Raw genomic sequence first — 25976 nt, 5'->3', positions numbered from 1 at the left:
CCGCCGAGCGAGCCGTAGACATAGGGCTCCTGCTTGTTGCCGGTATTCTTCAAGACATCGTCGCGGACGAAGCGGAACGCCTTGCCCAGATCGAGCCCCGGCGTCGGGAGGCGCTCGACAAGGGCCGCCGCGAACGGACTGTTTCTGGAATCGCCATCTGACGCCGTCGAGCCCGCCTTCGCCGCGAAAGCAATCATCGTGTTCGGGCTCGTCGGCTCGATCTTGGCGAGGCCGCGCCCGATGGCGCGCGAGGCGATCGTCCGCTTCATCGTCTTGGCGAACGGATTGTCGCGGCAGGCATCGAGAATGATCAGGCGGAGCTGCTTCGCGGGGTCGACCGCGAACAGCGCGCGGTCCAGAGCAATCGTCTCATCGAGAACGTCGCTATCCCTCTCCAGCGTTGCGTCCGTGGGGATCAGATAGTTGGTGCCATCAAGTTCGATGCCGTGACCGGCGTAATAGATCACGGCGACCTCGGCATCCCTGGTCTTGTCGCCAAAGTCACGCAGTGCCCTTCGCATCTCCGCGACATTGAGGTCGAGCCTGACGTCGACGGCATCGAAACCCGCCTTCTTGAACATGCCGCCGACCAGGGTGGCATCGTTCGCCGGGTTGGTAAGCCGGGCCACGTTCTTGTAGGCGGAATTGCCGATCACCAGCGCGACGCGCCGTTCGGCCATCGCCGGTCCGCATCCGAGCCACACAGCAAAAACGATCAAGAAAAAACGAAGCGCGCCCATTACAGCCCCAAATCAAACGTGAGCAGCGTATTCGCAGCCTGCCGAAAGGCAAGCGGAGGGTATGTGAGGTCGGTCACGAAAAGGGTTGGCCAAGGGTATGGCGCCGCTCAAGATGGGCGACGGCGGGGGTACAGTCGAAGTCGGCATAAGAAGGCCCGCCGGCGTGAACCGGCGGGCCAGATTAGCGCGGACATAGTCCCAAGCGCTTTGCCTGACGTGGCTTCAGCTTTCCGGGCCTGCCATCGTGGCCGGAGCACTTAGAGGAGCTCCGCCAACCGAAACAGGCCCAACCGGCGCGACCGGCGCTACCGGCGCGACGGGTTTGGATTCCCGAACCATCCGTTTGCGCACGAACATCCGGCTACGCGCGTACGATCGTGGGATCGAGGACGTCACGTCCGACATCATCGAATTTTGCAGCGAGTCGATCTTTGCGATGAGCGTGGACAACTGCGAAGAGATCTTCCTCACATCGACCCGCTCATCCGTGATGCTCTGGCGCAGGGACAGGAGCAGCATTGAATCCTGCTGCATCTGCGCGGTCTGTTGCTGCAATGATTGATTGCTCTCCTGCAGCGAAGCCGCGTGTTCCTTCTGAGCCAACTGAATATCTTTCAAGGCGGCGACGACCGGATCCGGTTTCGTCGTGGACATCTTCGGCTGTGGAATCAGATCGGCCACCACACTGCCGACGTCCGGCAGCTGAAGACCTGCTGGCAACGTATAAATCGCCGCCGCGCCGTTGATGGCCAGGGCGCACACCGCCAGCGCCACCACCGATTTCCGGCTGGACTGCCTGATCGGGAGGTCGGCTTCGGGGGCTTCAGGTTCAAAGGCTGCGGCTGCGGCCGCGAGTGCTGCGGGGTCGAGCTGTTCGGCCTGGCTTTGCACTTCCGATGTCGTGGTCACGTGCATTGACCTCAAATGAGCGAGCAAGAGGAGGCCATCGCCGGAACGTCCTCGCGACGTCTCCTCTACGCAGCACTCATCTACAACTGTCTTAAATTGTAGGCTTCTTGGATTAATTCCACGTTAGCGGCCCGGCCCGCTCCTGCCCGTAGGATTACCGGGCGGCGATGTGTCGATCACCGCATTGGAAGGCGCGCCACATTGACCACCCGGCGGCCCCTTCTCGTCACTTGTCCACACCCACGACGCCAAGTGTGCCGCGCGCGCTCCGAACCACCAGCCATTGATAATTTGCGATAGCCAAAAACCGCGCGCCTTGATGGGGCCATGCGGCCCCAAAAGATCACCTTCGGCGACATGCGCGATGCCGGCGTGCGCGGCGTGCTGGTCTATTGCGCGGACTACCGCTGCAGCCACAGCGTTGCGCTCGGCGCCGATCGCTGGGCGGACGATGTGCGGCTCTCCGACATCGAGCCGCGCTTCGTCTGCACCGCCTGCGGCAAGCGCGGCGCAGAGGTGCGGCCGGACTTCAACTGGAAAAAGCCGCCCGTGCCGGCGATGGGATATCGCAACACGAAATGACCGCCCATGTGAAAACCCCCAGCGCTTGCGCGCCGGGGGTGTTTTTTTCAAGTATGACTAAATAAGGCAATGCATCATCCATAGCGGATGATCCTCATCCTGTTTGTGAAGCAGTTCACACGTGACGAAAAAAATCGGGCCGCGTGAGCTCGGGGGCAAGCGGACGGCGCCGCGGGTAGCCGGCTACACCACGCCTCGCCGCCCTCCTGGTTTGAGCATTCGCCCACGCGGCGCTAGGATGGGCCCTTTCAGGAGGCTCATTTGAAGCAAATCATTATCCTCACGGCAGTTGCGCTGCTCACTGTCGCTCCCGCAAGGTCGCAGAGGCTGGTCGATCCCGACAAGGTTGCGCCCGAATTTCGCGAGGCCGCCGAGAAGCGCCGCGCCGAGCAGATCCGCCAATCGGAGTGCGCCAGGAAGGCGGATGCCGACAAGGTGCTGCCGAGGGACCGCACCGCTTATCTCAATCAATGCCTGGAGGCGCAGGCCGCCAAGCCATAGCGGCCGGGCGCGCGGGCTACTTTGCATGGGGTTGTTTTCGACATTTTGTTTTTGGCCGGGCATGCGGAACGCGCGGTACAAAGGCGGCCGCAGATTTCGTCGCGGGACGTTTGGGGATCATTCACCTCTGGACGGTTAAATCGCCACCATGCCCGACCTCAACGCCGTCCTCGCCAAGCTCAACGATCGCCTGCTCAGGCTCGAAGGCGAGCTGTTCGTCCTGCGCTCGCTCGCACGGGCGTCGCTGACGGCCGGCGACGAGCAGGCGGTGCGGATGCGCAAGCTGGTCGAGGCGGCCCGCATCGCGCTTGCGGATGAAGCCACCCGCCCGCTCGACAAGCCGACGCGGAAATATGTCGAGGCGGCGAGCGCGCTGGTCGAGGAGCTTCTGGTCGAGCCGACCCAGGCAAAACCGCTGTTCACGGTGATCGACGGCGGCAGGCGCTAGCCGCCCCGGCCTTCATTTCGACATGAGAGCGGCTGTCCTTGCACCCGGATCCTTCCGCTTTGGGCCACAATCGGCTCTTAACCGGCACGCCATGACCCGGTTGCTCCTCTGCCTTTTCTGCCTGTCGCTCGCCGGCTGCGCGAGCACCCCGCACTCCGACGGCGCCAACGCAAGCGTGGGCGCGCGCCTCGCCGACATGCCGCATTGGATGGGCGGGTTGCCGGCCGACGCGCCCCCGCGCCGCGGCACACCCGAATACGACGCCTGGATGGCTCAGCGCGCGAAGGAAGCAGCCAGACCCAAGAGCGGCGATACCAAGAGCGGCGATACCAAGGACGGCAGCAAAAACGTCAAGAAGGATGCAGCGGGAGCCGTGGCGCGCTGAGCGGCGATGCTGCGTCCGCCTGGGATCCCATCCGCGCGATCTCCGAATGTGCCACGCCCCCGATGTCTCTGAGCACTTGCGGAAACGATCCCGCTTGCACTCCCGGGTTCCCGCGATACCATCCGCTCATTGCACTGCGACGATTTCATCCAATGGATTGCGGCAATGACGAACGATACTGCGGTCTTCGACGCCTTGCATTTTGACCCCCAGCTTGGCGAAAAGGTCTCCACCGGCCGGATGGGCACACGCCAAGCCATCGCGCGCGACGGCCTCGACATCGACGCGGATACGCTCGCCTATTGCCCCCATGAGTGGATCGATGCCAGCGGCTATGTCGATCTGGAGCTGGCGCGCAAATACCGCCATCCGATCGTGCTCTGAGGCTGCTGCGCCGAAATGGGCGCCCGCGAACGAGAGCCCTATGCCGCTGCCGATATTGCCGACCGCAACGCGCCCAGTCCGGCCTCGATGGTCGCGATCTCCTCCTCGATCTGGCGGATCGGCAGGCTGAAATCGTAGCCGGAGCGCCCCTTCAGATCGACCGCGAGCCGCTGCCGGTGCATCATCAGCTCTTCCAGGCCGCGGCGGTTCTTCAATCGGACATAAGTATCGACGATCTGTTCAATCGCGCTCGGCATCAGGCCATTTCCAAAATTCGGTCTCAAGCGGAAGACCCGCCGGCACCGGCGGGGCGAATTCCGAGGTCACGGTACGCAATACAAATCCGCGACGGATTCGTCGATACGCGATGCGGATTGAGAAGTTGTTACCGGATGCGGCGCTACTCGCTCACGCAAAAATATGTCCGCGGCAGCCGGCGATAGGCCGTGTAGCGGTAGTGCGGACGATAGACGTAGCCCCGATACTGCGCCGGCGGCTCCTCGCCGTAATAGGCGTCATGGTAGAAATTATAGGCGGGCGTGTCGCTGCATCGAAACGCGTCCCAGGTCGGTCCCACGACCGGCGCCACACCGATCTCCGGCGGAACGACCGGAATGAACCTTTCGCCCGCGCGCGCGGGCTGCGCGGCGGCTGCCGCGAGGGCCGCAAGAACAATCAAGCACGCTCGGCGCATGTCGGACCTCCGCGAGGGATCGCCTCGTCTCGCCATGGAAACACCGGAAGGCCGCGCGTGCAATGGCGCTCTGCCGCCGCCTCGCATGCCGCGCTCTGTTGATAACCGGCGCAAGCCGGCATCGGGTGGTGACAGCGCCCTCCGGCGTGTTATCGGGAAATGTCAGCCCGCCAGACGGATCGGAAAACCATGCGCATCACCCTAGTCGGCTCCCGCCATTTCGGCGTGACAACCCTCAACATGCTCCGGGAGCACGGCTCGGTTATCGTACGGGTCGTGGTCGCCGACGCCGATGACCGTCTGGCCGATGCCGCCCGCGCCGCCGGCATCGAGGTAGTGGTGCAGGCCGAGCCAAAGCTCGTGGTGGCCTCCGAAATCGCCGCCAACACCGACCTGATCATCACCGCGCACAGCCACGCCCGGATATCGAAGGAAGCGCTTGCCGTCGCAAGGTTCGGCGGCATCGGCTATCACCCCTCGCTGCTGCCCCGCCACCGCGGCAAGGCGGCCGTCGAATGGACGATCAAGGAAGGCGATCCGATCGCCGGCGGCACCATCTATCACCTCGCCGATCGCATGGATGCCGGCGCCATCGCCGCGCAGGACTGGTGCTTCGTGAAAAAAGGCGAGACGGCACGGCAGTTGTGGGAGCGCGCCCTCGCCCCGCTCGGGTTGAAGCTCCTGGCCGAGGTCATCGACTACGCGATTGTCCACAAAGCACTGCCGGCCAAGCCTCAGGACGAGGAATTCGCCACTTCCGCGCCGAGCCTGTCGGCGCATTAACCCTGGAATGTGCGATTCGGGCCGGAATCGCCCTAAAAACCGTCCGAAGGATCGCAAATAAACCATTGTTCCAAAAGGAACAAATCTGGTTTTGGCGGCGCAGCAAATTTCTGTCACATTTGCCCCGAATAACCGTCACCATCTCAGACATATCCAAGGACAGAATTCATGCGTTTTGATCGCATTGCGTTGATTTCCGCGGCCTCGCTTCTTGCCGGCTCCGTCGCCCCGGCGTTCGCCCAGAGCCCCTATGACGGCAACTGGCAGGTCACCATTGTGACCAAGACCGGAAGCTGCGACGCGACCGCGAGTTCGATGCTGACTGTCGCCGACGGCAAGATCACGGCACCGGGAGCCAACGTTTCCGGCACCATTGGCCGCGAGGGCCTTGTGCGAGTTTCGATCAATGGTGCATATGCCAACGGTCAACTCAGCGGCAACGCCGGATCGGGAAAGTGGAATGGAGCATCTGGAGGCATACCCTGCAGCGGGCGGTGGGAAGCATCGCGCCAATAAGCTAACTGGACGAAGCGCCAACAACCGGCGGCTGCTGATGGCGGCCGCCGTTTTGTTTGCGGCGTCCTTTGCGGCCACGGAAGGCAAGGCGCAGTCTGGCCCGTTCGCGCCGTTGGCCGGGTCGTGGCAGGGCGGCGGCACCGTCGTCCTCGATGACGGATCGACCGAGCGCATTCGCTGCCGCGCCAAATATGCGCCGATCGGTCCGACCATGGAGATGTCGCTGACCTGCGCCAGCGACGCCTACAAATTCAACCTCGGCGCCAGCGTCAGGGCAGAAGGCAACGCCGTTTCAGGCAGCTGGACCGAGACCAGCCGCAATATCAGCGGCTCGTTGCAGGGCCGCGGCAACGGCGGCAATTACGATCTGGCGGTCGCCGCGGCCGGCTTCAACGCCAACCTCGCGTTGAGGACGAGCGGCAACAAGCAGACGGTCTCGTTGAAGGCCGACAGCCAGTTCCGCGGTGCCAACATCTCGCTGTCGAAGTAACAACAGCGCAGACCCTACAACGCGATCCGGCGCCCGCGCCGGATCGTTTTTGCTTTATGGGTTGGGAACGAAGGCCGTGACCTCGATCTCGACCTTGGCCCGCGCATCGCTGCATCCGCAGTTTTGGCCGTTGCAAAGGGGGCCGATGTCGCGGATACCGGCCTGCCCCTTTCTCGAAGTCTCCTCCCGCCGACGTTCTCTGCCGATGAGCAAATCCCCGTCGATCCCGATGGCCGCACTGTGGATGGCCGGCTGGCTGTCGCTGATGCTGATCATGGCGATCGCCGGTCGCGAAACCACGCGCGAGCTCAGCGTCTTTCAGATCATGGAGATGCGCTCGCTCCTGGGCTTTCTGCTGCTGTATCCGATGATCCATCGTGCCGGCGGCTTCGCGATGCTCAAGACCGCCCGCCTGCCCCAGCACATCGGACGCAACCTGATCCACTACGGTGCGCAGCTCGCCTGGTTCGTCGCGCTGACGCTGATTCCGATCGGCCAGGTGGTGGCGATCGAATTCACCATGCCGATCTGGACCGCGATCCTTGCGGCCACCTTCCTGTCGGAACGCATGACGTCGTGGCGGATTACAGCAATCCTGCTCGGCCTCGTCGGGGTGATCATGATCGTGCGGCCCGCGACCGGCGAGATCAATCCGGGCCAGTTGATCGCCCTCGGCGCGGCCATCGGCTTCGGGATCTCGATGGTCCTCGTGAAATCGCTCACCCGGACCGAGACGGCGCTCTCGATTCTGTTCTGGATGCTGGTGGTGCAATCGATCGCGGGGTTCGTTCCGACGCTGTTCGTCTGGTCCTGGCCGTCAGCCTATGCCTGGGGCTGGATCATCGTGATTGCCGTCTGCGGCACGTTCTCGCATTACTGTCTCGCCAGCGCGATGCGCTATGCGGACGCGAGTATCGTGGTCCCCATGGATTTCCTGCGGGTCCCGCTCACCGCGACCGCAGGCTGGCTGCTGTATTCGGAGCGGCTCGACGCCTGGACGGTTGTCGGCGCCGCGCTGATCCTGTCTGGCAATCTTCTGAATCTGAAGCCTGCGCCACCGATTCCGGCTACCGGCGCCGTGAACCGTTAGGCGACTCCGAACGACCAATCCAAGCAGTCGTCCGTGATCTGGATCACGTTAGAACGGGGGTTCCATCCTTCACACTCGGCTGCGGGCGATGGGTTTGGGCGATCTTCGATTTGCTGGCGCGACAACCGGCGATTTGTGTAAGTTCGAGCCAATCCTGTTGCTGCTTCGAATTCGATTCTGTTGGGGATTTCAGATGCGCTATCTCACCCTCCTCCTGTCGCTCGTCTGCATGGCGGCCACCGTGGACGCCGCGAATGCCGACCGCCGTGTCGCCTTCGTGGTTGGTAACGGTGCCTACAAGAACGTTGCCCAACTGCCGAACCCGCCGATCGACGCCAAGGCGATGGCGGCAACGCTGCGCAATGTCGGTTTCGAGGTGATTGAGGGCTCGAACCTCACCCGCGACCAGATGACCGAGAAGCTCCTGGATTTCGGCCGCAAGGCCCAGGGCACCGACGTCGCGGTGTTCTATTATGCCGGTCACGGCATCGCCGTCGGCGGCACCAACTATCTGCTGCCTGTCGATGCCGACATCAAAACGGAGATGGACGTCAAGCTCGGCGCCGCCATCAACATCGACCTGACGCTCGACCAGACCATGGGCGATGCGAAGGTGAAGCTGGTGTTCCTCGACGCCTGCCGCGACAATCCCTTTGCCGCCAAGATCAAGTCCAATTCGGCGACCCGCAGCGTCAACGTCGGAAGCGGATTGGCCGAGATGAAGTCCGGTGAAGGTACGCTGATCGCCTTCGCGACCGGCCCCGGCCAGACGGCGCTCGACGGCCAGGAGGGCAACAACAGCCCGTTCACCCGCGCGCTGATCGACAACATCACCAAGCCCGGCATCGAGATCCAGCAGGCCATGACGTCGGTCCGCGCCCAGGTCAACGAAGAGACGCACAAGGGTCAGCTTCCCTGGGGCCATACCAACCTGATCGGCGCCGTCTATCTCAACCCGGCACAGGGAACGCAGGTTGCGAACGCCGCGCCGACGGCGACCGCCGCTCCGGTCGCCTCGGGCGGTTCCGAGGCCGAACTCGAGTTCTGGCGATCGGTGAAGGAGTCCAACAAGGCGGAAGAGCTCAACGCCTACATCTCTGCTTATCCCAACGGCCAATTCAAGTCGCTGGCGTTGGCGCGGCTTGCGGCGATCAAGAGCGGTCCGTCGACCACGACGCGCACCCTGAACGCCGGCGTCGATCCCGCGACCTTCACCGACGAGGCCAGCCAGGTCACCGAGGATCAGATCGGGCTCGACAAGGGCAAGCGCCGCGACGTGCAACGCCGCCTGACCGGGCTCGGCTTCGACACCAAGCTGACGGGCGAGTTCACTGACGAAACCCGCTCCGTGATCAAGCGCTGGCAGGCTGCGCGCGGCTACCCGTCCACGGGCTATCTCAACAAGCTCCAGCACAAGGCCATGCTTTCCGAGATCGTTGCCGCGCCCGCGACGGCGAGCGGCGACGGCCCGAAGCAGGCCCGGCGCGCCACCAACACCGCGCCCGCCCAACAAAGTGCTCCGGCTCCGGCTCCGGCGCCTCAGCGCAGCGGCGGCGGCGATGCCGCCGGCGCTGCCTTCGTGGGCGGCGTTGTCGGCGGCATGGTGGGCGGCATGTTCCGCCGCTAAGGCGGCGCAGCCTCGAGTCAAAAACAAAAGCCCGGCTCGCTGCCGGGCTTTTTTTCTTGTCCGCCGGATGTGCCTACTTCCCGGCTGCCTTGCGTAGGGCGTCGTTGATGCGGTCCTGCCAGCCGGGACCGCCGGACTGAAAGTGCTCCAACACATCCTGATCGATCCGCAGCGTGACCTGCTCCTTCACGCCGGGAACGGCATTCGTCTTCGGCGGCGCCTGGGCGACCTTGGCGGTCACCTTCTTGAACGCCGCTTCGGCCTCCGACCTCGCATCGCCGAGCGTGCGCGGCCGCCGCGGTTGATCCGCCATGTCCTAGATTCCCTCAAACAGTGCGGTCGAAAGATAGCGCTCGGCAAAGGACGGCACCACCGCCAGGATGGTTTTTCCCGCGGATTCCGGCCGCTTCCCGATCGCGAGCGCGGCGGCGATCGCGGCGCCCGAGGAGATGCCGCCCGGAATGCCCTCATGCCGAGCCAACGCACGTGAAGTCTCGATCGCGGTCGTCGAATTGACCTTCACGATCTCGTCGATCACGGAGCGGTCGAGGATGTCGGGCACGAAGCCCGCACCGATGCCCTGGATCTTGTGCGGGGTGTGCTGGCCGCCTGACAGCACCGGACTCTCTTCCGGCTCGACTGCCACCACCCGCAAGGATGGCTTGCGCGGCTTCAGCACCTGGCCAACGCCGGTGATGGTGCCGCCGGTGCCGACGCCAGCGACGAAGATGTCGATGTTGCCGCCGGTGTCGTTCCAGATCTCTTCCGCCGTGGTGCGGCGATGAACGTCAGGATTGGCAAGGTTCTTGAACTGCTGCGGCATGACGGAGTTTGGCGTCGTGCGCAACAACTCCTCGGCCGCCGCGATCGCGCCCTTCATGCCCTGGGCCGCCGGCGTCAGCACCAGTTCGGCGCCGAGGAAGGCCAGCATCTTGCGCCGCTCGATCGACATCGACTCCGGCATCACCAGCTTCAGCCGGTAGCCGCGCGAGGCTGCGACGAAGGCGAGCGCGATGCCGGTATTGCCGGAGGTCGGCTCGATCAGCACGGTGTCCGGCTTGATGTGGCCGGCCTTTTCCATGGCGATGATCATGGCGGCGCCGATGCGATCCTTCACGCTCGCGGCCGGATTGAAGTATTCGAGCTTGGCTAAAATCGTCGCGTTCACGCCCTGCATGCCCGGCAACCGGCGCAGCCGCACGATCGGCGTATCGCCGAAGGTGTCGACGATCGAGTCAAAGACCCGGCCGCGGCCGGGTTGGTGCGCTGCACGCGTGTTGGACGATGCGTCCATGAGAAACTCCCTGTGGCGACAATATGCGCGTTATTTACGGTCTTGATCAGTTAGAGGCAGCTTGCGGCGACGCGCAAGCAACAATGCGACAGCGTCCAAATTCGCTGCATCGCAAAATCGCGTGAGTTGTAAATAACAGAAAACCAACGCATTTGTGTTGCGACCTCGTCAACTGATTCTGCTTATGTTAGACTTAGGTCTAGAAAAAAGCAGGGAGGTCACCAGATGTCAGCAGTTGCTGAAGTCTTGACGACCGTCGCGCGTAACCACGATCCGCGTTGCAGCGAGTTGCCGACCTGTCCCGTATGCGCCGACTCCATGGTCGCCGCCGAAGCTTCCGCTTATGTCTCGGACCATATGATCAGCTATCTCTGGACCTGCGACACCTGCGGCTACGGCTTCGTGACCAAGCATTCGGTCAAGCGCTTCACTTGCAACTGACGTCACGCGCGGGGCGCGATGTCGCCCCTCGCCCAGTCTTCACGCGTCTGCTGATAAAACTGTTCGAAAGTTCCGTGTGAGACAGCGTCCCTGATGCCCTGCATCAGGTGCTGGTAGTAGGCGATATTGATTTCCGACAACAGCATGGCCCCCAGCGTTTCGCCCGACTTGACGAGATGGTGCAGATAGGCGCGCGCATAGTTGCGCGCGGCCGGCCATGCGCTCTCCTCGTCCAACGGGCGCGGGTCATCGGCGTGGCGCGCGTTGCGCAGGTTGACCTGACCGAAGCGCGTGAAGGCGACACCATGGCGGCCGTTGCGGGTCGGCATCACGCAGTCGAACATGTCGACGCCGCGCTTCACGGCCTCGAGGATGTCCTCAGGCGTGCCCACCCCCATCAGATAGCGCGGCCGATCGGTCGGCAGCGAAGGCACGCTCTCCTCGATCATCGCGAGCATCACCGCCTGCGGCTCGCCGACCGCAAGGCCGCCGATCGCGTAGCCGTGGAAGCCGATCTCGACGAGGCCTTGCGCGCTTTGATGGCGCAGCACCGGGACGTCACCGCCCTGCACGATTCCGAACAGCATGTAGCCGTCAGGCGCGCTCTCGAAGGCGCGCTTCGAGCGCTCGGCCCAACGCAGCGAAAGCCGCATCGCGCGCTCGATGTCATCGCGCTCGGCGGGTAGCCGCACGCATTCGTCCATCTGCATCGCGATGTCTGAGCCGAGGAGACGCTGCACTTCGATCGAGCGCTCCGGCGACAATTCCACCTTGGCGCCGTCGATGTGCGACCGGAAGGTCACGGCGTTCTCGCTAACCTTGCGCAGGTCCGACAGCGACATCACCTGGAAGCCGCCGGAATCCGTCAGCATCGGCCCGTTCCAGGTGGTGAACCTTTGCAGGCCGCCCAGCGCCGCGATCCGCTCGGCGCCCGGCCGCAGCATCAGGTGATAGGTGTTGCCGAGCACGATGTCGGCGCCGGCGTCGCGCACCTCGCGCCAGTGCATGCCCTTCATGGCGCCCGCGGTGCCGACCGGCATGAAGGCGGGCGTTCGCACCACGCCGTGCGGCGTGGTCAGCCGGCCGGCCCGCGCCGCACCATCGGTTGCCAACAGTTCGAAATGATTGGGAAGACTCATGCGGCTGCTTATTGCGTGCCCGGAACAGTCGATCAACCCGTCCAGTGCCCCGTCTCGGCGCCCCTTTACCCAACCCGGGACACAATTGGCAACGGCAACGGTTCCATCGTATGCTTGTTAAATAAAACGATACCGTATAGTTTTATCGATGGGGCCGAACGGAACGCCGCAGCGATGCTGCCGGCGGCAGAGTGTGCGTGAACGGTAACCGACGGCCAATGCCCTCCCCATCATGTCTCAAGCCGGCCCTGCTGCTGTGCAGCCTTGCGCTATCAGCCTGCACGGCCCTGCCGCGCACCCCCTACACGGCGGCCGAGGCCAGCAGTTCCCGCGTCCTCAACCTCGATGGCCTGAGGCGCTACACCGACGAGCCGGTCGCGAACTTCCGCTTTGAGAAGGCCGACGTCTCGGCGACCAGAACCTATCTGGCACTCTCGGGCGGCGGCGCCGACGGCGCCTATGGCGTCGGCGTGCTGAATGGCTGGACCGCGTCCGGCACCCGCCCGACCTTTTCAATCGTCTCCGGAGTCAGCACCGGCGGACTGATCGCGCCCTTCGCGTTTCTTGGGCCGCAATATGACGACACGTTGAGGGAGGTTTACACCAGCGGTGTTGCCGAAAGCCTGCTCGAAGATCCCAGCATCATGCGCGTGCTGTTCGGATCCGGCCTGTTCGGCAATACCCGGCTGCGCGAGCTCGTCGCTCGCTATGTCGGCCCCGAAATCCTGGCCCAGATCGCGCGCGAATACGCCAAGGGCCGAAGACTGCTCGTGGTGACCACCGATCTCGATACCCAGCGGACCGCCATCTGGGACATGGGGAAGATCGCCACGATCGGCTCGCCCGAGGCGCTGCATCTGTTCCGCGACGTGATGGCGGCTTCCGCCAGCATTCCGCTGGTGTTTCCCCCGATCCTGATCGAAGCCGAAGGCCAGGGCCGGCGCTTTCAGGAGATGCATGTCGATGGCGGCGTGACCGCGCCGGTGCTCACGCTGCCGGACGCCCTGCTGTTCCACGGCCGCCTGCCCGAAAACAGCCGCCTCAACATCTACATCCTCGTCAACAAGAAGATCGAACGCACCTTCGAGCTCGTGCCGAACGGCACCATCAACGTCGCTTCGCGCAGCCTGACGTCGATCACCCAGTCGCAGACGCGCTCCGTCATCTTCTCGACCTATGACTTCGCCAGGCGCAACCGGCTGGGCTTTCACCTCTCCTACATCGAGCGCGAATACCCGTCGGCGGCCTCGCAAGGGTTCGATACCGCCTATATGCGCGCGCTCTATCAGTACGGATATGAGAAGGCGGCAACCGGCCGCGCATGGAGCTCGGAGCTGCCGTAAAGCTTGTCCGGATCATGCTCTAGACCGTTGAAAACAGGAGCAATTCGTCCAGATTGGCGATGACGCCCCGATTGCCGCACGTTATAGAGCGATGGCGACTGTCCGCAACCGCGCAGGAATCAACGGGCATGGGAGTGACTGCGGCCAAGGCGAGAACCGCAAGACGCGACGTGCCGAAGTCGCGCGGCGGCCGGCCGACCAAGACAGCCGCGCTCGAGCGCGACCAGCGGCTGATCGAGGTGGCCACCCGGCTTTTCCTCGAGCGCGGCTATGACGCGACCTCGCTCGACGCGGTCGCGGAAGCCGCCCGGGTCAGCAAGCCTACCGTCTACGCCCGCTATGGCGACAAGCGCGGTCTCTTCGCGGCGGTGCTCAGGCGCGAGATCGAGCGCTGGCTTGCCCCGCTCGCGAAGGCTGCGGAAGTCCAGCTCACGAGCCCTGCAACCGTCTCGGCCGAGCAGCGGCTGGTAGACGTCGGGCGCGAGATGCTGATGTTCACCTGCGGCCCGGATGCGGCGGCCTTCAGCCGCATGCTGACGGCACAATCGATCAACTTTCCCGAGTTCGCAAAGCTCGGCAAGGAAGAGGGCTGGCAGAAGGCCGTCGCCACCACTGCGCGCTTCTTCGATCATTTGGTGGCGCAGGGCGCCCTCGACCTCGAGGACACCACGATCGCAGCCGAGGTCTTTCTCGACGTCGTGGTCGGCCACACCCACCGCATGGCGACCTTCGGAATGGCGCTCGAGCTGAAGACTGCCGAAAAGCGCATGCGCTCGGCGATCCGGCTGTTCCTGGCCGGCGCCCTCGGGCCGCCGGAGCGTGTCCAGACCGCCGCGTCCAAGGGCCCGGCGCGCCGCCGCCCACCCCGCTGACAATTCCGTGAGACCATGCGCTGCCGCCCGGCGCGGCGGCGATCCGTCATTGACCATAACAAAACGATACGGTATGGTTTTATTATAAAGACGATGCGACATCTGCTTTCGCCTAGCCCCAGCGGGTCCGCGCCGCCTTTAGAACTCCGAAAGCCGCGACGGGATACAGTCCCGTTTCGGACGCTCCGCGGCCGACCCGTGTGCCCAAAGGGTCGGCCGCATTTTTGTACAAGACGATCCGGCCCATCCGCCGGTAGACACACGCTTCAGGATGGAGACAGCAATGCGCACGCCGAGATGTTGGAGACAGTTGCTCACGATCGCCCTGTTGGCGCTCCTCCTCCCTGCCCCGGTCCTTGCAGTGGCCTCGTCAACGGATTCGCCGGTCTATCTGCGCAACGATGCCGGCGATGGTGCCGAACAGGATCAGCAGGCGGTCAGCCGGGAGATCGAGCTCTTCCACGGCTCGGCGATCTCGCTGAGCCAGGCGATGGCGATCGCCGAAGCGCTGCACGCCGGCTCGACGACGGCCGATGTCAGCTTCGACGGCGCATCGCAAGCGCCGGTGTACCGGGTAAAGACCCTCCACAATGACCGGATCTGGCAACACGCCATCGACGCCACCACCGGCAAGATCGTGGGCGGCGCGGCGGCCCTCCCGCTGAAGGAACTCGACGCCGACGACCGCAGCAATCTCGCCGCACTCCGTGCCGTCCGGCATCGGCTGGCCGATGCGGTGCGGGTGGCCGAACACGCGGCATCGGGCAAGGCGATCAGCGGCGGGCTGATCCGCGAACGCGGCCGGCTGAATTTTGCGATTGTCGTCATCAGCGGCACCGAGCTGAAGGAGGTCATTCTCGAGCCCCCGGGCGCCGCCGGGCGAAAGTGACGGCACCGGCGCGGCCCGCGGTGCCGTCCCGATTGTGGCGAAAAGCCGTTGACGGCGACAAAACTCTCACGCATAAGTCGCCGCCATGTTCATGACCACGAAACGCACGACGAAAACCACCACGGCCTTTGGGGCCCGGGGAGGCGTGCGCGCGTAGTCACAGACTTAACGCAATCCACTCTACCGCAGCCCCGCACCGTGATGGTCCGGGGCTTTTTTGTTGTCTCAAGCTCAGGAAACGGAGGACAAAGTGAGTAACGATCCCGTCGTCGCGATTGTCGGCGTCACCGGCGCCGTCGGCGCCGAATTCATCGCCACCATGGACAAGCGCGGTTTCCGCGTCAGCAAGCTGAAGGCGCTCGCCAGCGCCCGCTCTGCCGGAAAGACGGTCTCCTTCCGCGGCCAGCCGGTGGTCATCGAGGAGCTCACCGAGCGCTCCTTCGACGGCGTCGACATCGCGCTGTTCTCCGCCGGCGGCAGCATTTCGAAGAAGTACGCGCCGATCGCTGTGAAGGCGGGCGCCGTTGTGGTCGACAACTCCTCGGCCTTCCGCATGGATCCGAACGTGCCGCTGGTGATCCCCGAGATCAACGCGAACCGCATCAGGGATAACAAGGGCATCATCGCCAACCCGAACTGCGCCGCCATCACCGCGCTGGTCCCGCTGTGGCCGATCCACCAGAAGAACCGCATCAAGCGCGTGATCATCGCGACCTACCAGGCCGCGAGCGGCGCCGGTGCCGCGGCCATGGAGGAGCTCGTGGAATCCACCCGCGCCAACCTCAACGGGCAGGTCTATACGCCGAAGGTGATGCCGCATCCCTACGCCTTCAACCTCTTCAACCACAATACCGCCGTCGACCCCGAGACCGGCTACAACGACGAAGAGACCAAGGTCATCAATGAAACCCGCAAGATTTTTGAGGACGACACGATCGCCGTCGGCGTCACCTGCGTCCGCGTACCGGTGCTGCGTGCCCATTGCGAGGCCATCACCTTCGAATGCGAAAAGCCGATCACGGAGGACCAGGTGCGCTCGATCATGGCGCAGGCGCCCGGCGTGAAGATCGTCGACGACCGTGCGAGGAACTATTTTCCGATGCCGATCGACGCCTCCGGCCAGGACGACGTGCTGGTCGGCCGCATCCGCAAGGACCTCAGCGATCCGAGCGGCCACTCGATCTCGATGTTCGTCGCGGCGGATCAGCTGTTGAAGGGTGCGGCGCTCAACGCGGTGCAGATCGCGGAGCTGTTGCCGGAGCGCGTGATGGCATAACGCCACGCCCGCAAATCTCGACCCGTCATCCCCGCGCAATGGCGAAGCCATTGTCGCTGGAGGTGCGAGCCATGCGGCGAGAATCGCCGCATGGGGAGCCTCGAAGGATGAACGGCCAAGATGCGGTAGCGGGGCCGTCGCCCTTCGAGGCTCGCCGAAGAGGCGAGCACCTCAGGGTGACGGCGATGGAGTTGTGCCTGCTGCCCGAAACAGCAGGCACGCATCGCCATACGAATAGAACCTGTAGCCGCCCGCGATCGCATGCGCGTAGGCCTGCTTCATCGTGTCGAGCCCCGCAAACGCCGACACCAGCATGAACAGGGTCGACTTCGGCAAATGGAAGTTCGTCATCAAAATATCGACCGCGCGGAAGCGATAGCCCGGCGTGATGAAGATCGACGTCTCGGCTTCGAAGGGGCGGATCGTGCCGTCTTCGCTGGTTGCGCTCTCCAACAGCCGCAGCGAGGTGGTGCCGACCGCAACGATGCGGCCGCCCTTGCGCCGCGCAGCATTGAGCGTCTCCGCGGTCTCCGCTGAGATCGTTCCCCACTCCGCATGCATCTTGTGGCCGGCGGTGTCCTCGACCTTGACCGGCAAAAACGTGCCCGCCCCGACATGTAGCGTCACGCGACTGATGCCGACGCCGCGCGCGCGCAGCGCCTCTTCCAGCTCTGGCGTGAAGTGCAACCCCGCGGTCGGTGCAGCCACCGCGCCTTCATTGGCCGCGAACATGGTCTGGTAGTCGGCGGTGTCCTGATCGTCAGGCGTGCGCTTCGAGGCGATATAAGGCGGCAGCGGCGGGCTGCCGAGATCGGCGATGGCCTGGTCGAGGCTCGGCCCGTGGAAGGAAAACGACAGCGTCACCTCGCCTTCGGTGCCCTTGGCCTCGACCTCGGCATCGAGATGGCCGAGCAGGCAGACTTTTCCCTCATTGCCGAAGCGGATGCGGTCGCCGGCGACAAGCTTCTTCGCCGGCTTCACCAGCGCCTGCCAGCGCGAGCCATCGAGCCGCTTGATCAGCGTCGCCTCGATTTTCGGTTCGGTCTCGCGCCCGATGCGGCGTCCCTTCAATTGCGCCGCGATCACCTTTGTGTCGTTGACGACGAGTTGGTCTCCAGGCCTCAGCCATTGCGGCAGCGCGGAGACGATCTGATCGCGCAAGGCACCGCCCTCCACCACCAGCATCCGCGCCGAATCGCGCGGATGCGCCGGACGCAACGCGATGTTTTCGGGAGGGAGGTGGAAGTCGAAGAGATCGGTGCGCATTGCGCCGTTGCGCCTCAGTTGGCGTCATTCCGGGGCGATGCGCAGCATCGAACCCGGAATCTCGAGATTCCGGATTGCCGCGCTTTCGCGCGGCCTCCGGAATGACATGCTTGGCTTATTTCTTGTCCGCAGCCATGTACGCCTTGACGATCTTGTCGGGGTTCTGCACGGGCTCGCCGCGCTTGATCTTGTCGACATTCTCCATGCCTGACGTGACCTTGCCCCACACGGTGTACTGCTTGTCGAGGAAGCGGGCGTCGTCGAAGCAGATGAAGAACTGGCTGTCGCCGGAATCGGGATTGGCGGCGCGCGCCATCGAGGCGGTGCCGCGGACATGCGGCTCCGCGTTGAACTCGGCCTTCAGCTTCTTGCCGGAGCCGCCGGTGCCGGTGCCGTGCGGGCATCCGGTCTGGGCCATGAAGCCGTCGATCACGCGATGGAAGACAATGCCGTCGTAAAAGCCCTCGCGCACCAGTTCCTTGATGCGGGCGACATGGCCCGGCGCGAGATCCGGACGCATCTCGATGGTGACGGGGCCCTGGGTGGTCTCGAGGATCAAGGTGTTGTCGGTGACGGTCATGCTCTTCTCTCTTTGGCTTGGGGTGTTTCTTGTGGTGAACTCTTCCGGCCGCGGAACTGGATCGCGAATGGGCGCCCGGCAGAGGCGCCCGCCATCGTTTCGGTAAATGGCATCGGCGTGCAGCGTTGCAATGCCTCCATCACCGCGATCCGGTATTGTAGCCGGTCATTGTCGCTGGCCCCCGCGGATTCGTAGGTGATCCGCGGATGGCCTAAAATGTTTCCGTCGCGGTTGAAGCTCACTATGACGGTGATGTCGATGGGGTGAGCCTTCGAGGCCGGCGGCGGCTTCCAGCAGGTGCGCATGCGCGCGAAGACGTCGCGGATGCTGTCGACCCGGTCCGGCCGCTCCTCGGCGGCCGCGCTGGCGATGCCAAGCAGGAGCACCGCGGCAGCTACGATGAGCTTTTCGCCGCGGCGCGCCATGGCGTTCTCTATTTGATGTCGGAGGCGACCTGCACCTTCACCATCTTGTCGGGATCGGTGACGGTGCCGCTGCCCGAGCCGGGGGGCGCCTTCTTCAGTTTGTCGACGACGTCCATGCCCTGCACGACCTCGCCGATCACGGTGTAGTTGTTGTCGAGGCTGCCGCCGTCCGCGAACATGATGAAGAACTGCGAATTGGCGCTGTCGACGCTGTCGCCGCGCCGGGCCATGCCGACGATGCCGCGCGCAAAGTGCACCTTGGAGAATTCCTGCTTCAGGTTCGGATATTTCGAGCCGCCGGTGCCGTTGCCGTTCTGGCCGTCGCCGGTCTGCGCCATGAAGCCGTCCATCACGCGGTGGAACGGCACGTTGTTGTAAAAGCCCTCGCGCGTGAGCTGCTTGATGCGCTCGGCATGCTGGGGCGCGATGTCGGTCCGCAGCTTGATGACGACGCGGCCCTTGGTGGTGTCGATGACGATGGCATTGGCCTTGTCGAGGTTCGCCGGCAGGGACTGCGCGACAACCGGGGCCGCACCGGCGAGCGCGACGAAAATCGTGGCAAGAATTGCGAGACGACGGATCATGAAAACTCCGGATCAGGTAAGAATAACAGTCGCCTTTGTCAGGCGAATTTCGCCTTGAGCTGGGCCGCAACGAGCGGCGGCACGAACGTCGAAACATCGCCGCCCATGGCTGCGATCTGACGCACCAGTGTGGCGGTGATCGGGCGGACTGTCGGTGAGGCCGGCAGGAAAACCGTGTGCACATCCGGCGCCATCGCCCCGTTCATGCCGGCGAGCCGCATCTCGTAATCGAGGTCGGTGCCGTCGCGCAGACCTCTGATCATGATGGTCGCGCCGTGCTTCTGCGCCGCAGTGACGGAAAGGTCGTCGAAGGTGGTGGCCTCGAGCGTGCAGCCGGCCTGGGCAGCCACTGGTCCGCAGACGTCATGGAGCATCTTCAGCCGCTCCTCGGTCGAGAACAGCGGCTTCTTGCCGGGATGGACACCGATTGCGACAACAAGTCTGTCGCACAGGGGAACGGCGTGCCGGACGACGTCCAGATGGCCGTTGGTGATGGGGTCGAAGGAACCCGGATAAAAGGCGATGCGTGGCATGGACCCGTCCTACCGCGCCCCGGGCAACCCGGCAAGCCGGACAGGCTTTCTGCCGGTTTTTCCGCATAACCTGTCGGAATCCATCGATCTGTTTCGTCCTTGGGGCAGCGACGAAACAAAACGGATGGCGAACGAAACCATTTTCCCCAACCGCGAAGACGTCCGGAAACTGGCCATGGTTACTAATCCCGCCAACGAAACGACGGGTCGCAGCAAACTGGGCGCAGCGGCCGATCACAGGGGACCGTCAATGATCAAGGCTCTTTCAGCCATCGCTCTTGCCGCATGCGTGGCCGCAGCCCTCACCGTCCTGCCGGGCTTTGCCCCGAAGGTGGAAGCCAGCGTCCCGCAGCCGCTTGCCAAGAGCGACCGGTTGGACATCCGCGTGATCGGCAAGGATTGCTCGCAGCAGGCCTGGCCGAACTTTGAAGCCTCATGTCTCCGCCAGGCCGGCACCAAGAAGGACGTTCGCGTCGCCCGTCTCGTGTCCGCAGACCGCACCCCGTAGAGCGTTTTCCAAGAGAACGCGTAGAACAAGAATCTGGCTGCCTACCCTTTCGTCACATAAACCCCATGGAAATTTGCGACGTCTCGTCGCAGACTGCATGATAATGCACGCGCCCCGCGGAATGGCCCGTCGGGCGCGCCGCCATTGGGGGTCGCCCTTTGTCCAGTACGCCCGCCGTCGCCACCGGACACCATCCCGATCCAATCCCGATAGCAATGACCATGGGCGCCCTCGGGGTCGTCTATGGCGATATCGGCACCAGCCCCCTCTATGCCCTGAAGGAAGCAGCCAGGGCCGCCGCCCATGGTGGGACGATCAGTCCTGACGCCGTGCTCGGCGTGGCATCGCTGATCCTCTGGGCGCTACTGCTGATCATCTCGCTGAAATACGCGCTTCTGATCCTGCGCGCGGACAATCGCGGCGAAGGCGGCATCGTTGCGCTGCTGGCGCTGCTGCACGCCCGCCACGCCCAGCCCGGCACCTGGCGCGCCCATCTCCTGATCGTCGGCCTCGTCGGAGCGGCGCTGCTCTATGGCGACGGCGCGATCACGCCCGCGATCTCGGTCTTGAGCGCCGTCGAAGGCCTGAAGGTGGACGCCCCGTCGCTGGCGCCCGTCGTGGTACCCCTCACCATCGCAATCCTGGTTGGCCTGTTCATGATGCAGAAACAGGGCACCGCCTTCATCGGACGGATCTTTGGCCCGGTCATGCTCGCCTGGTTCTTCGTGCTCGCAGCGCTCGGCATTCATGGCATTGTGCAAGCGCCCGCGGTGCTGGCGGCGCTGAGCCCGCTCTATGCCTTTGAATTCCTGATCCACCAGGATTTCCACGTCAGCTTCGGCATCCTCGGCGCCGCCTTCCTCGCTGTCACCGGCGGCGAGGCGATGTATGCCGACATGGGGCATTTCGGGCGCTTCCCGATCCGGCTCGCCTGGTTCGCGATCTGCCTGCCCGCGTTGGTGCTGAATTATTTCGGCCAGGCCGCGCTTCTCGTCACCGATCCCGGCATGATCGACAATCCCTTCTTCCAGCTCTGCCCCGATGCGCTGCATTATCCGCTGGTCGCCTTCTCGACGGTCGCGACCGTGATCGCCTCGCAGGCGATCATCTCGGGCGTGTTCTCGCTGACCCAGCAGTCGATCCAGCTCGGCTTCCTGCCGCGCATGCAGATCCGTCACACCACCAGCCATGCAATGGGTCAGATCTATGTGCCGCTGGTGAACTGGCTGCTCGCCGCCGCAACGCTCGGCGCCGTGCTCTCCTTTGGCTCGTCGGACGCGCTGGCCGGCGCCTACGGCATCGCGGTGTCGCTGTTGATGGCCATCACCACCCTGCTCGCCGCCCTCGTCGCGATCCAGTGGGGCTATTCGCCGTGGCTTGTGGTTGCGGTCAACGGCTTCTTCTTCGTGATCGACCTGATCTTCTTCTCGGCCAACTCGATCAAGCTGTTCGAGGGCGGCTGGTTTCCGCTGCTGCTCGCAGGCTTCGTCGCCTTCCTGATGCTGACCTGGCGCAGTGGCGTGAAGCTGGTCGAAAGCGCCCGCGGCAAGCTGCGCCAACCCGAGGAAGACCTGATCGAGACCGCCGTCAACAAGTGCCGCGCGAGACTCCCCGGCACCGCCGTCTACCTCGCCTCGGCGCCGAAAGGCGTGCCGCTTGCGCTGACCCAGTTCGTCAAGCACAACCGCGTGCTGCACGAGCGCGTGGTTCTCGTCACCGTACTGATCGAAGAGGTCCCGCACGTTCCCGACGAGGAGCGCGCCGAGGTGATCGAGATCATCCCGGCGATCGCGCGCGTGGTCCTGCATTACGGCTTCATGCAGAACCCGACCATCTATGAGGGGCTGAAGCTCGCCTGCCGGCAGGGCAAGCTGCCGGGCATCGACCTCTCAGACATCACCTATTACGTCGGCCGCGAAACCATCATCCCGCGCGAGGACATTCCGGGCATGTGGGTGTGGCGCGAGTCGCTGTTCGCGTTCCTGCAGCGGAATGCCGAACGGTCAGCGGCGTTCTTCGGCGTGCCGACCGGACAGGTGGTGGAGTTCGGCACGGAGCTGGAGATCTAGCTGCGGCGGCTCTCAGCGCAGTTCCGGAAATCAAATGTCGGCCATTCGTGACTGGCTCCTCGGCACCAAGTGCGTAGCTCAGATAGAGTGAAGCGAAATCCGGGTCTCGTCTCGTACGGAGCCCCGGATTTCGCTTCGCTCCATCCGGACTGCGGGGATGACGCATCACTCCCCGTTCGACTCCCCATTCGCACCGTTCCCGCTCTCGGCCTCTTCCGTGATGTGCTCGACGGAAACCACGTGCTCGTCATCTGCGGTGTCGAACACGATCACGCCCTGCGTCGAGCGGCCGGCGATGCGGATGCCTTCGACCGGGCAGCGGATGAGCTGCCCCTTGTCGGTCACCAGCATGATCTGGTCGGCCTCCTCGACCGGGAACGAGGCGACTAGATTGCCGTTGCGGTTGTTGACGCTCATGGCGACGATGCCTTTGCCGCCACGGCCGGTGGTGCGGTACTCGTAGGACGAGGTCCGCTTGCCGTAGCCGTTGACGGAGACGGTGAGCACGACCTGCTCGGCCGCCGACATTTCGACGTAACGCTCCTGCGTCAGTTCGCTCGCGCTTGAGGTCTCCTCGGACTCGGCATCGGCCGCGGTCTCCTCGGTCGCGCCCTCGCCGGCTACCGCGCGGCGCATCTTCAGGTAGGCCGAGCGCTCGTCCGACGTGGTCTCGACATGGCGCAGGATGGCCAGCGAGATCACCTTGTCGGCATCGCCCAGCGCAATGCCACGCACGCCCATCGAGGTGCGGCCCGTGAACACGCGCACGTCGGTGACGGGGAAGCGGATGCATTGGCCGCCGGCCGCGGTGAGCAGCACGTCGTCGCGCTCGGTGCAGATCTGCACGTCGACGATCGCCTCGCCCTCCTCCAGCTTCATGGCGATGATGCCGGAGCGGCGCACATCGACGAAGTCGGACAGCTTGTTGCGGCGGACGTTGCCGCCTGTCGTGGCGAACATCACGTCGAGCTCGCCCCAGGTGGATTCGTCCTCCGGCAGCGGCATGATGGTGGTGATACGCTCGCCCTGCTCCAGCGGCAGGATATTGATCAGCGCCTTGCCGCGCGCGTTTGGCGCTGCCATCGGCAGTCGCCAGACCTTCTCCTTGTAGACCTGGCCGCGCGAGGAGAAGAACAGCACCGGCGTGTGCGTGGAGGCCACGAACAGGCGGCTGACAAAGTCCTCGTCGCGGGTCTGCATGCCCGCCCGGCCCTTGCCGCCGCGGCGCTGGGCCCGATAGGCCGACAGCGGTACGCGCTTGACGTAGCCGGCGTGGGAGACGGTGACGACCATGTCCTCGCGCTGGATCAGGTCCTCGTCCTCGACCTCGCCTTCCTGCTCCATGATCACGGTCCGGCGCGGGGTCGCGAACTCGGATTTCACCTCGGCGAGCTCGGCCTTGATGATGCCGAGGATACGCGCGCGCGAACGCAGGATGTCGAGATAATCGCCGATCTCGGCAGCAAGCTTGGACAGCTCATCACCGATTTCGTCGCGGCCGAGCGCGGTGAGGCGCGCCAAACGCAGCTCCAGGATTGCCCTGGCCTGCTCCATCGACAGCCGGATCGTGCCGTCCTCGTTGATGCGATGGCGCGGATCGTCGATCAGCGTAATGATATCCTCGACGTCGCGGGCAGGCCAGTCGCGCGTCATCAGTGTCTCGCGCGCGGCAGCCGGTGTGGGTGAGGTCCGGATCACCCGAATGATCTCGTCGATATTGGCGACCGCGATCGCAAGACCGACCTGTTCATGCGCACGTTCGCGGGCCTTGCGCAGCTTGTGCTTGGTCCGGCGGGTGACGACCTGCTCGCGGAAGCCGACGAAGATCGTCAGCATATCCTTCAGGTTCATGGTCTGGGGACGGCCGGAGTCGAGCGCGACTGCGTTGACGCCGAAACTGGTCTGCAGCGGCGTGAACTTGTAGAGCTGATTGAGCACAACGTCGGGCACGGCATCGCGCTTGAGCTCGACGACCACGCGGTAGCCGTCACGGTCGGACTCGTCGCGCAGATCGGCGATGCCCTCGATCTTCTTCTCCTTCACCAGCTCGGCGATGCGCTCGACCATGCTCGCCTTGTTCACCTGGTAAGGAATCTCGGTAATGATGAGCGCCTCGCGCTCCTTGCGGATCGTCTCGATCGTTACCTTGCCGCGCATCACGATCGAGCCGCGGCCCAGATGATAGGCGCTGCGGATACCCTGGCGACCCAGGATGATGCCGCCGGTCGGAAAATCCGGCCCTGGAATGATGCCGTTGAGCTCGTCGATGGTGAGCGAGGGATTGTCGATCAGCGCCACGCAAGCGTCGATCACCTCACCCAGATTGTGCGGTGGGATGTTGGTGGCCATGCCGACCGCGATGCCACCGGCGCCGTTGACCAGCAGGTTGGGAAAGCGCGCGGGCAGAACCACCGGCTCCCTCTCGGAGCCGTCGTAGTTGTCCTGGAAATCGACCGTGTCGTCGTCGATGTCCTCAAGCAGCTTCAGCGCGATCTTGGTCAGACGGGACTCGGTGTAGCGCATCGCCGCCGGCGGATCGCCGTCGACCGAGCCGAAATTGCCCTGCCCGTCGATCAGCGGCGCCCGCATCGAAAAGTCCTGCGCCATCCGCACGAGCGCGTCGTAGATCGCCTGGTCGCCGTGCGGGTGGTACTTACCCATAACCTCGCCGACGGCACCGGCGGACTTCTTGTGCTTCTTGTCCGGCGTGTCGCCGCGATTGTTCATCGCGAACAGGATGCGGCGGTGCACCGGCTTCAGCCCGTCGCGCGCATCGGGCAGCGCCCGCGACACGATCACGCTCATGGCGTAGTCGAGGTAGGACTTTTTCATCTCCTCGTAGATGGAGACGGGGCGAATGTCAGAGGGCTCCGGCTTGTCGCCAGGCTTGTTGTCGTCGTCGGCCAAGGGGAAATCCGGTGAGTTTTTAGCTGAGAATCATATAGCGTATCGACGGCCCGATAACCACCCTTGGGCAGATTTTCGGGGCGGTTTTTCCGCTAATTTTTCCAGAGACTTACGGCCCCTGCGAAGCCTCTCTGCAGGGCCCCGGAATCGAACAGCAAAAACCGCCTGTCACGCCCCGAAAATGACGTGGTGCATGACCCGCCCGGGCAGCAGCGTGAGCACGCCTGCGATCACCAGCGCCCCGGCGAACAGGAAGATCATCATCCGCCGGTGATCGGCGACCCGATGGGTATGTGCCCGCCACACTGCGAGCGGCAGCACGACCAGAGTGAGGATCAATAGCAGGTGGATCGGGCTGAAAGGGCCGACCAGGCGGATGGTGTGGATCCAGAACGAGGACACTGCGACCAGCAGCATCAGGGCAACCCAGATCCAGCCGACCGTCCGGTGCGGCAGCGTGCCCTTTGGCGCGGCGAATTGAACGAGGCCGAGGACGAAGGCACCCATGGCCGCGAAGGCGTGCAGCGGGATCGCGGGGGCGGCTTCCAGTAACGGCAACAGGCTCATGGTCGGCGCCCAAATGGCCCCTCTTGCTCAAGGGCGCGATGTAAATGGCGTTAACATGAAGTTAATACCATTAACATCACACCCCCGTCAAAGAGCCTGATGCAAAACTTGAGCGCAGCCGGAAATCGCTAGCG

General features: G+C 64.2%; 31 protein-coding genes. 17 read left to right on the top strand and 14 right to left on the bottom strand.

Translation table 11 applies throughout. The features are described 5' to 3' along the window. Together JQ632_RS18920 and JQ632_RS18915 are read right to left on the bottom strand one after the other, a co-directional pair. Positions 1-740 (bottom strand): caspase family protein (locus tag JQ632_RS18920; protein ID WP_212404075.1); only part of this gene is annotated, 740 nt, incomplete at its 3' end. A gap of 222 nt (positions 741-962) precedes the next feature. Then, complete coding sequence (locus JQ632_RS18915; RefSeq protein WP_212404074.1) at positions 963-1655, bottom strand: hypothetical protein; 693 nt, start codon at positions 1653-1655, stop codon at positions 963-965. Between the two features lie 321 nt (positions 1656-1976). Here JQ632_RS18915 and JQ632_RS18910 point away from each other — a divergent pair, with 321 nt between their 5' ends. From JQ632_RS18910 to JQ632_RS18890, 5 genes are all read left to right on the top strand, one after another. Continuing rightward, positions 1977-2231, top strand: a complete 255-nt coding sequence (locus tag JQ632_RS18910) for a hypothetical protein (RefSeq protein ID WP_212404073.1) — start codon at positions 1977-1979, stop codon at positions 2229-2231. Between the two features lie 261 nt (positions 2232-2492). Then, a complete protein-coding gene (locus tag JQ632_RS18905; RefSeq protein ID WP_212404072.1) occupies positions 2493-2732 on the top strand; it encodes a hypothetical protein in 240 nt (79 codons plus the stop codon). A 148-nt stretch (positions 2733-2880) separates the two neighbouring features. Continuing rightward, positions 2881-3180, top strand: coding sequence for a hypothetical protein (locus tag JQ632_RS18900; RefSeq protein WP_212404071.1), 300 nt, complete (start codon positions 2881-2883; stop codon positions 3178-3180). Between the two features lie 91 nt (positions 3181-3271). After that, complete coding sequence (locus JQ632_RS18895) at positions 3272-3565, top strand: hypothetical protein (RefSeq protein WP_212404070.1); 294 nt, start codon at positions 3272-3274, stop codon at positions 3563-3565. Between the two features lie 165 nt (positions 3566-3730). Continuing rightward, on the top strand, positions 3731-3949 hold the full coding sequence (locus JQ632_RS18890; protein WP_212404069.1) for a hypothetical protein: 219 nt from the start codon (positions 3731-3733) through the stop codon (positions 3947-3949). Between the two features lie 38 nt (positions 3950-3987). On the opposite strand, the gene JQ632_RS18885 is transcribed toward JQ632_RS18890, so the two are convergent. Beyond that, positions 3988-4206 (bottom strand): hypothetical protein, encoded by a 219-nt coding sequence (locus JQ632_RS18885; RefSeq protein WP_212404068.1) that lies wholly within the window; start codon positions 4204-4206, stop codon positions 3988-3990. A 143-nt stretch (positions 4207-4349) separates the two neighbouring features. Beyond that, positions 4350-4643 (bottom strand): hypothetical protein, encoded by a 294-nt coding sequence (locus JQ632_RS18880; protein ID WP_212404067.1) that lies wholly within the window; start codon positions 4641-4643, stop codon positions 4350-4352. A 189-nt stretch (positions 4644-4832) separates the two neighbouring features. On the opposite strand from JQ632_RS18880, the gene JQ632_RS18875 reads away from it, so the two are divergent. The 5 genes from JQ632_RS18875 to JQ632_RS18855 all read left to right on the top strand — a co-directional run bounded on the left by JQ632_RS18875 (position 4833) and on the right by JQ632_RS18855 (position 9149). Continuing rightward, the gene (locus tag JQ632_RS18875) at positions 4833-5426 is read left to right on the top strand and encodes a formyltransferase family protein (protein ID WP_212404066.1); all 594 of its coding nucleotides are present in this window, start codon (positions 4833-4835) and stop codon (positions 5424-5426) included. A gap of 168 nt (positions 5427-5594) precedes the next feature. Then, the gene (locus JQ632_RS18870; protein ID WP_212404065.1) at positions 5595-5942 is read left to right on the top strand and encodes a hypothetical protein; all 348 of its coding nucleotides are present in this window, start codon (positions 5595-5597) and stop codon (positions 5940-5942) included. Further along, positions 5887-6432: a hypothetical protein gene (locus JQ632_RS18865; protein ID WP_212404064.1), complete on the top strand. Its 546-nt coding sequence runs from the start codon at positions 5887-5889 to the stop codon at positions 6430-6432. The genes JQ632_RS18870 and JQ632_RS18865 overlap by 56 nt, the downstream gene beginning before the upstream one ends. 205 nt (positions 6433-6637) lie before the next feature. Further along, positions 6638-7522: a DMT family transporter gene (locus JQ632_RS18860; protein ID WP_212404063.1), complete on the top strand. Its 885-nt coding sequence runs from the start codon at positions 6638-6640 to the stop codon at positions 7520-7522. 193 nt (positions 7523-7715) lie between these two features. Next, complete coding sequence (locus JQ632_RS18855; protein ID WP_212404062.1) at positions 7716-9149, top strand: caspase family protein; 1434 nt, start codon at positions 7716-7718, stop codon at positions 9147-9149. A 73-nt stretch (positions 9150-9222) separates the two neighbouring features. Here JQ632_RS18855 and JQ632_RS18850 read toward each other — a convergent pair whose 3' ends face one another. Together JQ632_RS18850 and cysK are read right to left on the bottom strand one after the other, a co-directional pair. Then, positions 9223-9462 carry a BrnA antitoxin family protein gene (locus tag JQ632_RS18850; protein WP_212404061.1) on the bottom strand — a complete coding sequence of 80 codons (240 nt, stop codon included), beginning with the start codon at positions 9460-9462 and terminating at the stop codon, positions 9223-9225. Between the two features lie 3 nt (positions 9463-9465). Next, positions 9466-10443 (bottom strand): cysteine synthase A, encoded by a 978-nt coding sequence (gene cysK, locus JQ632_RS18845; protein ID WP_212404060.1) that lies wholly within the window; start codon positions 10441-10443, stop codon positions 9466-9468. A 225-nt stretch (positions 10444-10668) separates the two neighbouring features. Between cysK and JQ632_RS18840 the strand changes: the two genes are divergently transcribed. Beyond that, on the top strand, positions 10669-10884 hold the full coding sequence (locus tag JQ632_RS18840; protein ID WP_212404059.1) for a hypothetical protein: 216 nt from the start codon (positions 10669-10671) through the stop codon (positions 10882-10884). A gap of 2 nt (positions 10885-10886) precedes the next feature. On the opposite strand, the gene tgt is transcribed toward JQ632_RS18840, so the two are convergent. Further along, entirely contained in the window at positions 10887-12023 is a 1137-nt protein-coding gene (gene tgt, locus JQ632_RS18835) for a tRNA guanosine(34) transglycosylase Tgt (RefSeq protein WP_212404058.1), read from the bottom strand. Between the two features lie 218 nt (positions 12024-12241). Here tgt and JQ632_RS18830 point away from each other — a divergent pair, with 218 nt between their 5' ends. The 4 genes from JQ632_RS18830 to JQ632_RS18815 all read left to right on the top strand — a co-directional run bounded on the left by JQ632_RS18830 (position 12242) and on the right by JQ632_RS18815 (position 16403). Beyond that, entirely contained in the window at positions 12242-13366 is a 1125-nt protein-coding gene (locus JQ632_RS18830) for a patatin-like phospholipase family protein (protein ID WP_212404057.1), read from the top strand. A gap of 128 nt (positions 13367-13494) precedes the next feature. Further along, a complete protein-coding gene (locus JQ632_RS18825) occupies positions 13495-14238 on the top strand; it encodes a TetR/AcrR family transcriptional regulator (RefSeq protein ID WP_212404056.1) in 744 nt (247 codons plus the stop codon). Between the two features lie 283 nt (positions 14239-14521). Continuing rightward, a complete protein-coding gene (locus JQ632_RS18820; RefSeq protein ID WP_212404055.1) occupies positions 14522-15127 on the top strand; it encodes a PepSY domain-containing protein in 606 nt (201 codons plus the stop codon). A 250-nt stretch (positions 15128-15377) separates the two neighbouring features. After that, positions 15378-16403 (top strand): aspartate-semialdehyde dehydrogenase, encoded by a 1026-nt coding sequence (locus JQ632_RS18815; RefSeq protein WP_212404054.1) that lies wholly within the window; start codon positions 15378-15380, stop codon positions 16401-16403. Positions 16404-16574: 171 nt separating this feature from the next. On the opposite strand, the gene queA is transcribed toward JQ632_RS18815, so the two are convergent. From queA to coaD, 5 genes are all read right to left on the bottom strand, one after another. Then, complete coding sequence (gene queA, locus JQ632_RS18810; RefSeq protein WP_212404053.1) at positions 16575-17669, bottom strand: tRNA preQ1(34) S-adenosylmethionine ribosyltransferase-isomerase QueA; 1095 nt, start codon at positions 17667-17669, stop codon at positions 16575-16577. A gap of 115 nt (positions 17670-17784) precedes the next feature. Beyond that, complete coding sequence (locus JQ632_RS18805) at positions 17785-18249, bottom strand: peptidylprolyl isomerase (RefSeq protein ID WP_212404052.1); 465 nt, start codon at positions 18247-18249, stop codon at positions 17785-17787. After that, entirely contained in the window at positions 18246-18674 is a 429-nt protein-coding gene (locus JQ632_RS18800) for a hypothetical protein (RefSeq protein ID WP_212404051.1), read from the bottom strand. The genes JQ632_RS18805 and JQ632_RS18800 overlap by 4 nt, the downstream gene beginning before the upstream one ends. An 8-nt stretch (positions 18675-18682) precedes the next feature. After that, positions 18683-19258: a peptidylprolyl isomerase gene (locus tag JQ632_RS18795; protein ID WP_212404050.1), complete on the bottom strand. Its 576-nt coding sequence runs from the start codon at positions 19256-19258 to the stop codon at positions 18683-18685. Positions 19259-19296: 38 nt separating this feature from the next. Beyond that, positions 19297-19791, bottom strand: coding sequence for a pantetheine-phosphate adenylyltransferase (coaD, locus tag JQ632_RS18790; RefSeq protein WP_212404049.1), 495 nt, complete (start codon positions 19789-19791; stop codon positions 19297-19299). A gap of 250 nt (positions 19792-20041) precedes the next feature. On the opposite strand from coaD, the gene JQ632_RS18785 reads away from it, so the two are divergent. Both JQ632_RS18785 and JQ632_RS18780 read left to right on the top strand, forming a co-directional pair. Further along, complete coding sequence (locus JQ632_RS18785) at positions 20042-20299, top strand: hypothetical protein (RefSeq protein ID WP_212404086.1); 258 nt, start codon at positions 20042-20044, stop codon at positions 20297-20299. Positions 20300-20514: 215 nt separating this feature from the next. Next, on the top strand, positions 20515-22368 hold the full coding sequence (locus tag JQ632_RS18780; RefSeq protein WP_212404048.1) for a potassium transporter Kup: 1854 nt from the start codon (positions 20515-20517) through the stop codon (positions 22366-22368). A gap of 165 nt (positions 22369-22533) precedes the next feature. On the opposite strand, the gene gyrA is transcribed toward JQ632_RS18780, so the two are convergent. Beyond that, on the bottom strand, positions 22534-25275 hold the full coding sequence (gene gyrA / locus JQ632_RS18775; protein ID WP_212404047.1) for a DNA gyrase subunit A: 2742 nt from the start codon (positions 25273-25275) through the stop codon (positions 22534-22536). A gap of 168 nt (positions 25276-25443) precedes the next feature. Continuing rightward, the gene (locus tag JQ632_RS18770) at positions 25444-25842 is read right to left on the bottom strand and encodes a DUF2306 domain-containing protein (protein ID WP_212404046.1); all 399 of its coding nucleotides are present in this window, start codon (positions 25840-25842) and stop codon (positions 25444-25446) included. Positions 25843-25976: the final 134 nt, after the last annotated feature.

Origin of the sequence: Bradyrhizobium liaoningense, from assembly GCF_018130955.1 — a bacterium.
Taxonomy (GTDB): Bacteria; Pseudomonadota; Alphaproteobacteria; order Rhizobiales; family Xanthobacteraceae; genus Bradyrhizobium; species Bradyrhizobium liaoningense_C.
Note: the sequence above shows the minus strand (reverse complement) of the source record. Positions and strands in the feature narration are given on the sequence as shown.

What these genes read in the sequence shown, in the direction of transcription:
- JQ632_RS18915 (WP_212404074.1), bottom strand. Translation starts at nt 1,655, where the DNA reads ATGCACGTGACCACGACATCGGAAGTGCAAAGCCAGGCCGAACAGCTC.
- JQ632_RS18910 (WP_212404073.1), top strand. Translation starts at nt 1,977, where the DNA reads ATGCGGCCCCAAAAGATCACCTTCGGCGACATGCGCGATGCCGGCGTG.
- JQ632_RS18900 (WP_212404071.1), top strand. Translation starts at nt 2,881, where the DNA reads ATGCCCGACCTCAACGCCGTCCTCGCCAAGCTCAACGATCGCCTGCTC.
- JQ632_RS18895 (WP_212404070.1), top strand. Translation starts at nt 3,272, where the DNA reads ATGACCCGGTTGCTCCTCTGCCTTTTCTGCCTGTCGCTCGCCGGCTGC.
- JQ632_RS18890 (WP_212404069.1), top strand. Translation starts at nt 3,731, where the DNA reads ATGACGAACGATACTGCGGTCTTCGACGCCTTGCATTTTGACCCCCAG.
- JQ632_RS18885 (WP_212404068.1), bottom strand. Translation starts at nt 4,206, where the DNA reads ATGCCGAGCGCGATTGAACAGATCGTCGATACTTATGTCCGATTGAAG.
- JQ632_RS18880 (WP_212404067.1), bottom strand. Translation starts at nt 4,643, where the DNA reads ATGCGCCGAGCGTGCTTGATTGTTCTTGCGGCCCTCGCGGCAGCCGCC.
- JQ632_RS18875 (WP_212404066.1), top strand. Translation starts at nt 4,833, where the DNA reads ATGCGCATCACCCTAGTCGGCTCCCGCCATTTCGGCGTGACAACCCTC.
- JQ632_RS18870 (WP_212404065.1), top strand. Translation starts at nt 5,595, where the DNA reads ATGCGTTTTGATCGCATTGCGTTGATTTCCGCGGCCTCGCTTCTTGCC.
- JQ632_RS18865 (WP_212404064.1), top strand. Translation starts at nt 5,887, where the DNA reads ATGGAGCATCTGGAGGCATACCCTGCAGCGGGCGGTGGGAAGCATCGC.
- JQ632_RS18860 (WP_212404063.1), top strand. Translation starts at nt 6,638, where the DNA reads ATGAGCAAATCCCCGTCGATCCCGATGGCCGCACTGTGGATGGCCGGC.
- JQ632_RS18855 (WP_212404062.1), top strand. Translation starts at nt 7,716, where the DNA reads ATGCGCTATCTCACCCTCCTCCTGTCGCTCGTCTGCATGGCGGCCACC.
- JQ632_RS18850 (WP_212404061.1), bottom strand. Translation starts at nt 9,462, where the DNA reads ATGGCGGATCAACCGCGGCGGCCGCGCACGCTCGGCGATGCGAGGTCG.
- cysK (WP_212404060.1), bottom strand. Translation starts at nt 10,443, where the DNA reads ATGGACGCATCGTCCAACACGCGTGCAGCGCACCAACCCGGCCGCGGC.
- JQ632_RS18840 (WP_212404059.1), top strand. Translation starts at nt 10,669, where the DNA reads ATGTCAGCAGTTGCTGAAGTCTTGACGACCGTCGCGCGTAACCACGAT.
- tgt (WP_212404058.1), bottom strand. Translation starts at nt 12,023, where the DNA reads ATGAGTCTTCCCAATCATTTCGAACTGTTGGCAACCGATGGTGCGGCG.
- JQ632_RS18830 (WP_212404057.1), top strand. Translation starts at nt 12,242, where the DNA reads ATGCCCTCCCCATCATGTCTCAAGCCGGCCCTGCTGCTGTGCAGCCTT.
- JQ632_RS18825 (WP_212404056.1), top strand. Translation starts at nt 13,495, where the DNA reads ATGGGAGTGACTGCGGCCAAGGCGAGAACCGCAAGACGCGACGTGCCG.
- JQ632_RS18820 (WP_212404055.1), top strand. Translation starts at nt 14,522, where the DNA reads ATGCGCACGCCGAGATGTTGGAGACAGTTGCTCACGATCGCCCTGTTG.
- queA (WP_212404053.1), bottom strand. Translation starts at nt 17,669, where the DNA reads ATGCGCACCGATCTCTTCGACTTCCACCTCCCTCCCGAAAACATCGCG.
- JQ632_RS18805 (WP_212404052.1), bottom strand. Translation starts at nt 18,249, where the DNA reads ATGACCGTCACCGACAACACCTTGATCCTCGAGACCACCCAGGGCCCC.
- JQ632_RS18800 (WP_212404051.1), bottom strand. Translation starts at nt 18,674, where the DNA reads ATGGCGCGCCGCGGCGAAAAGCTCATCGTAGCTGCCGCGGTGCTCCTG.
- JQ632_RS18795 (WP_212404050.1), bottom strand. Translation starts at nt 19,258, where the DNA reads ATGATCCGTCGTCTCGCAATTCTTGCCACGATTTTCGTCGCGCTCGCC.
- coaD (WP_212404049.1), bottom strand. Translation starts at nt 19,791, where the DNA reads ATGCCACGCATCGCCTTTTATCCGGGTTCCTTCGACCCCATCACCAAC.
- JQ632_RS18785 (WP_212404086.1), top strand. Translation starts at nt 20,042, where the DNA reads ATGATCAAGGCTCTTTCAGCCATCGCTCTTGCCGCATGCGTGGCCGCA.
- JQ632_RS18780 (WP_212404048.1), top strand. Translation starts at nt 20,515, where the DNA reads ATGACCATGGGCGCCCTCGGGGTCGTCTATGGCGATATCGGCACCAGC.
- JQ632_RS18770 (WP_212404046.1), bottom strand. Translation starts at nt 25,842, where the DNA reads ATGAGCCTGTTGCCGTTACTGGAAGCCGCCCCCGCGATCCCGCTGCAC.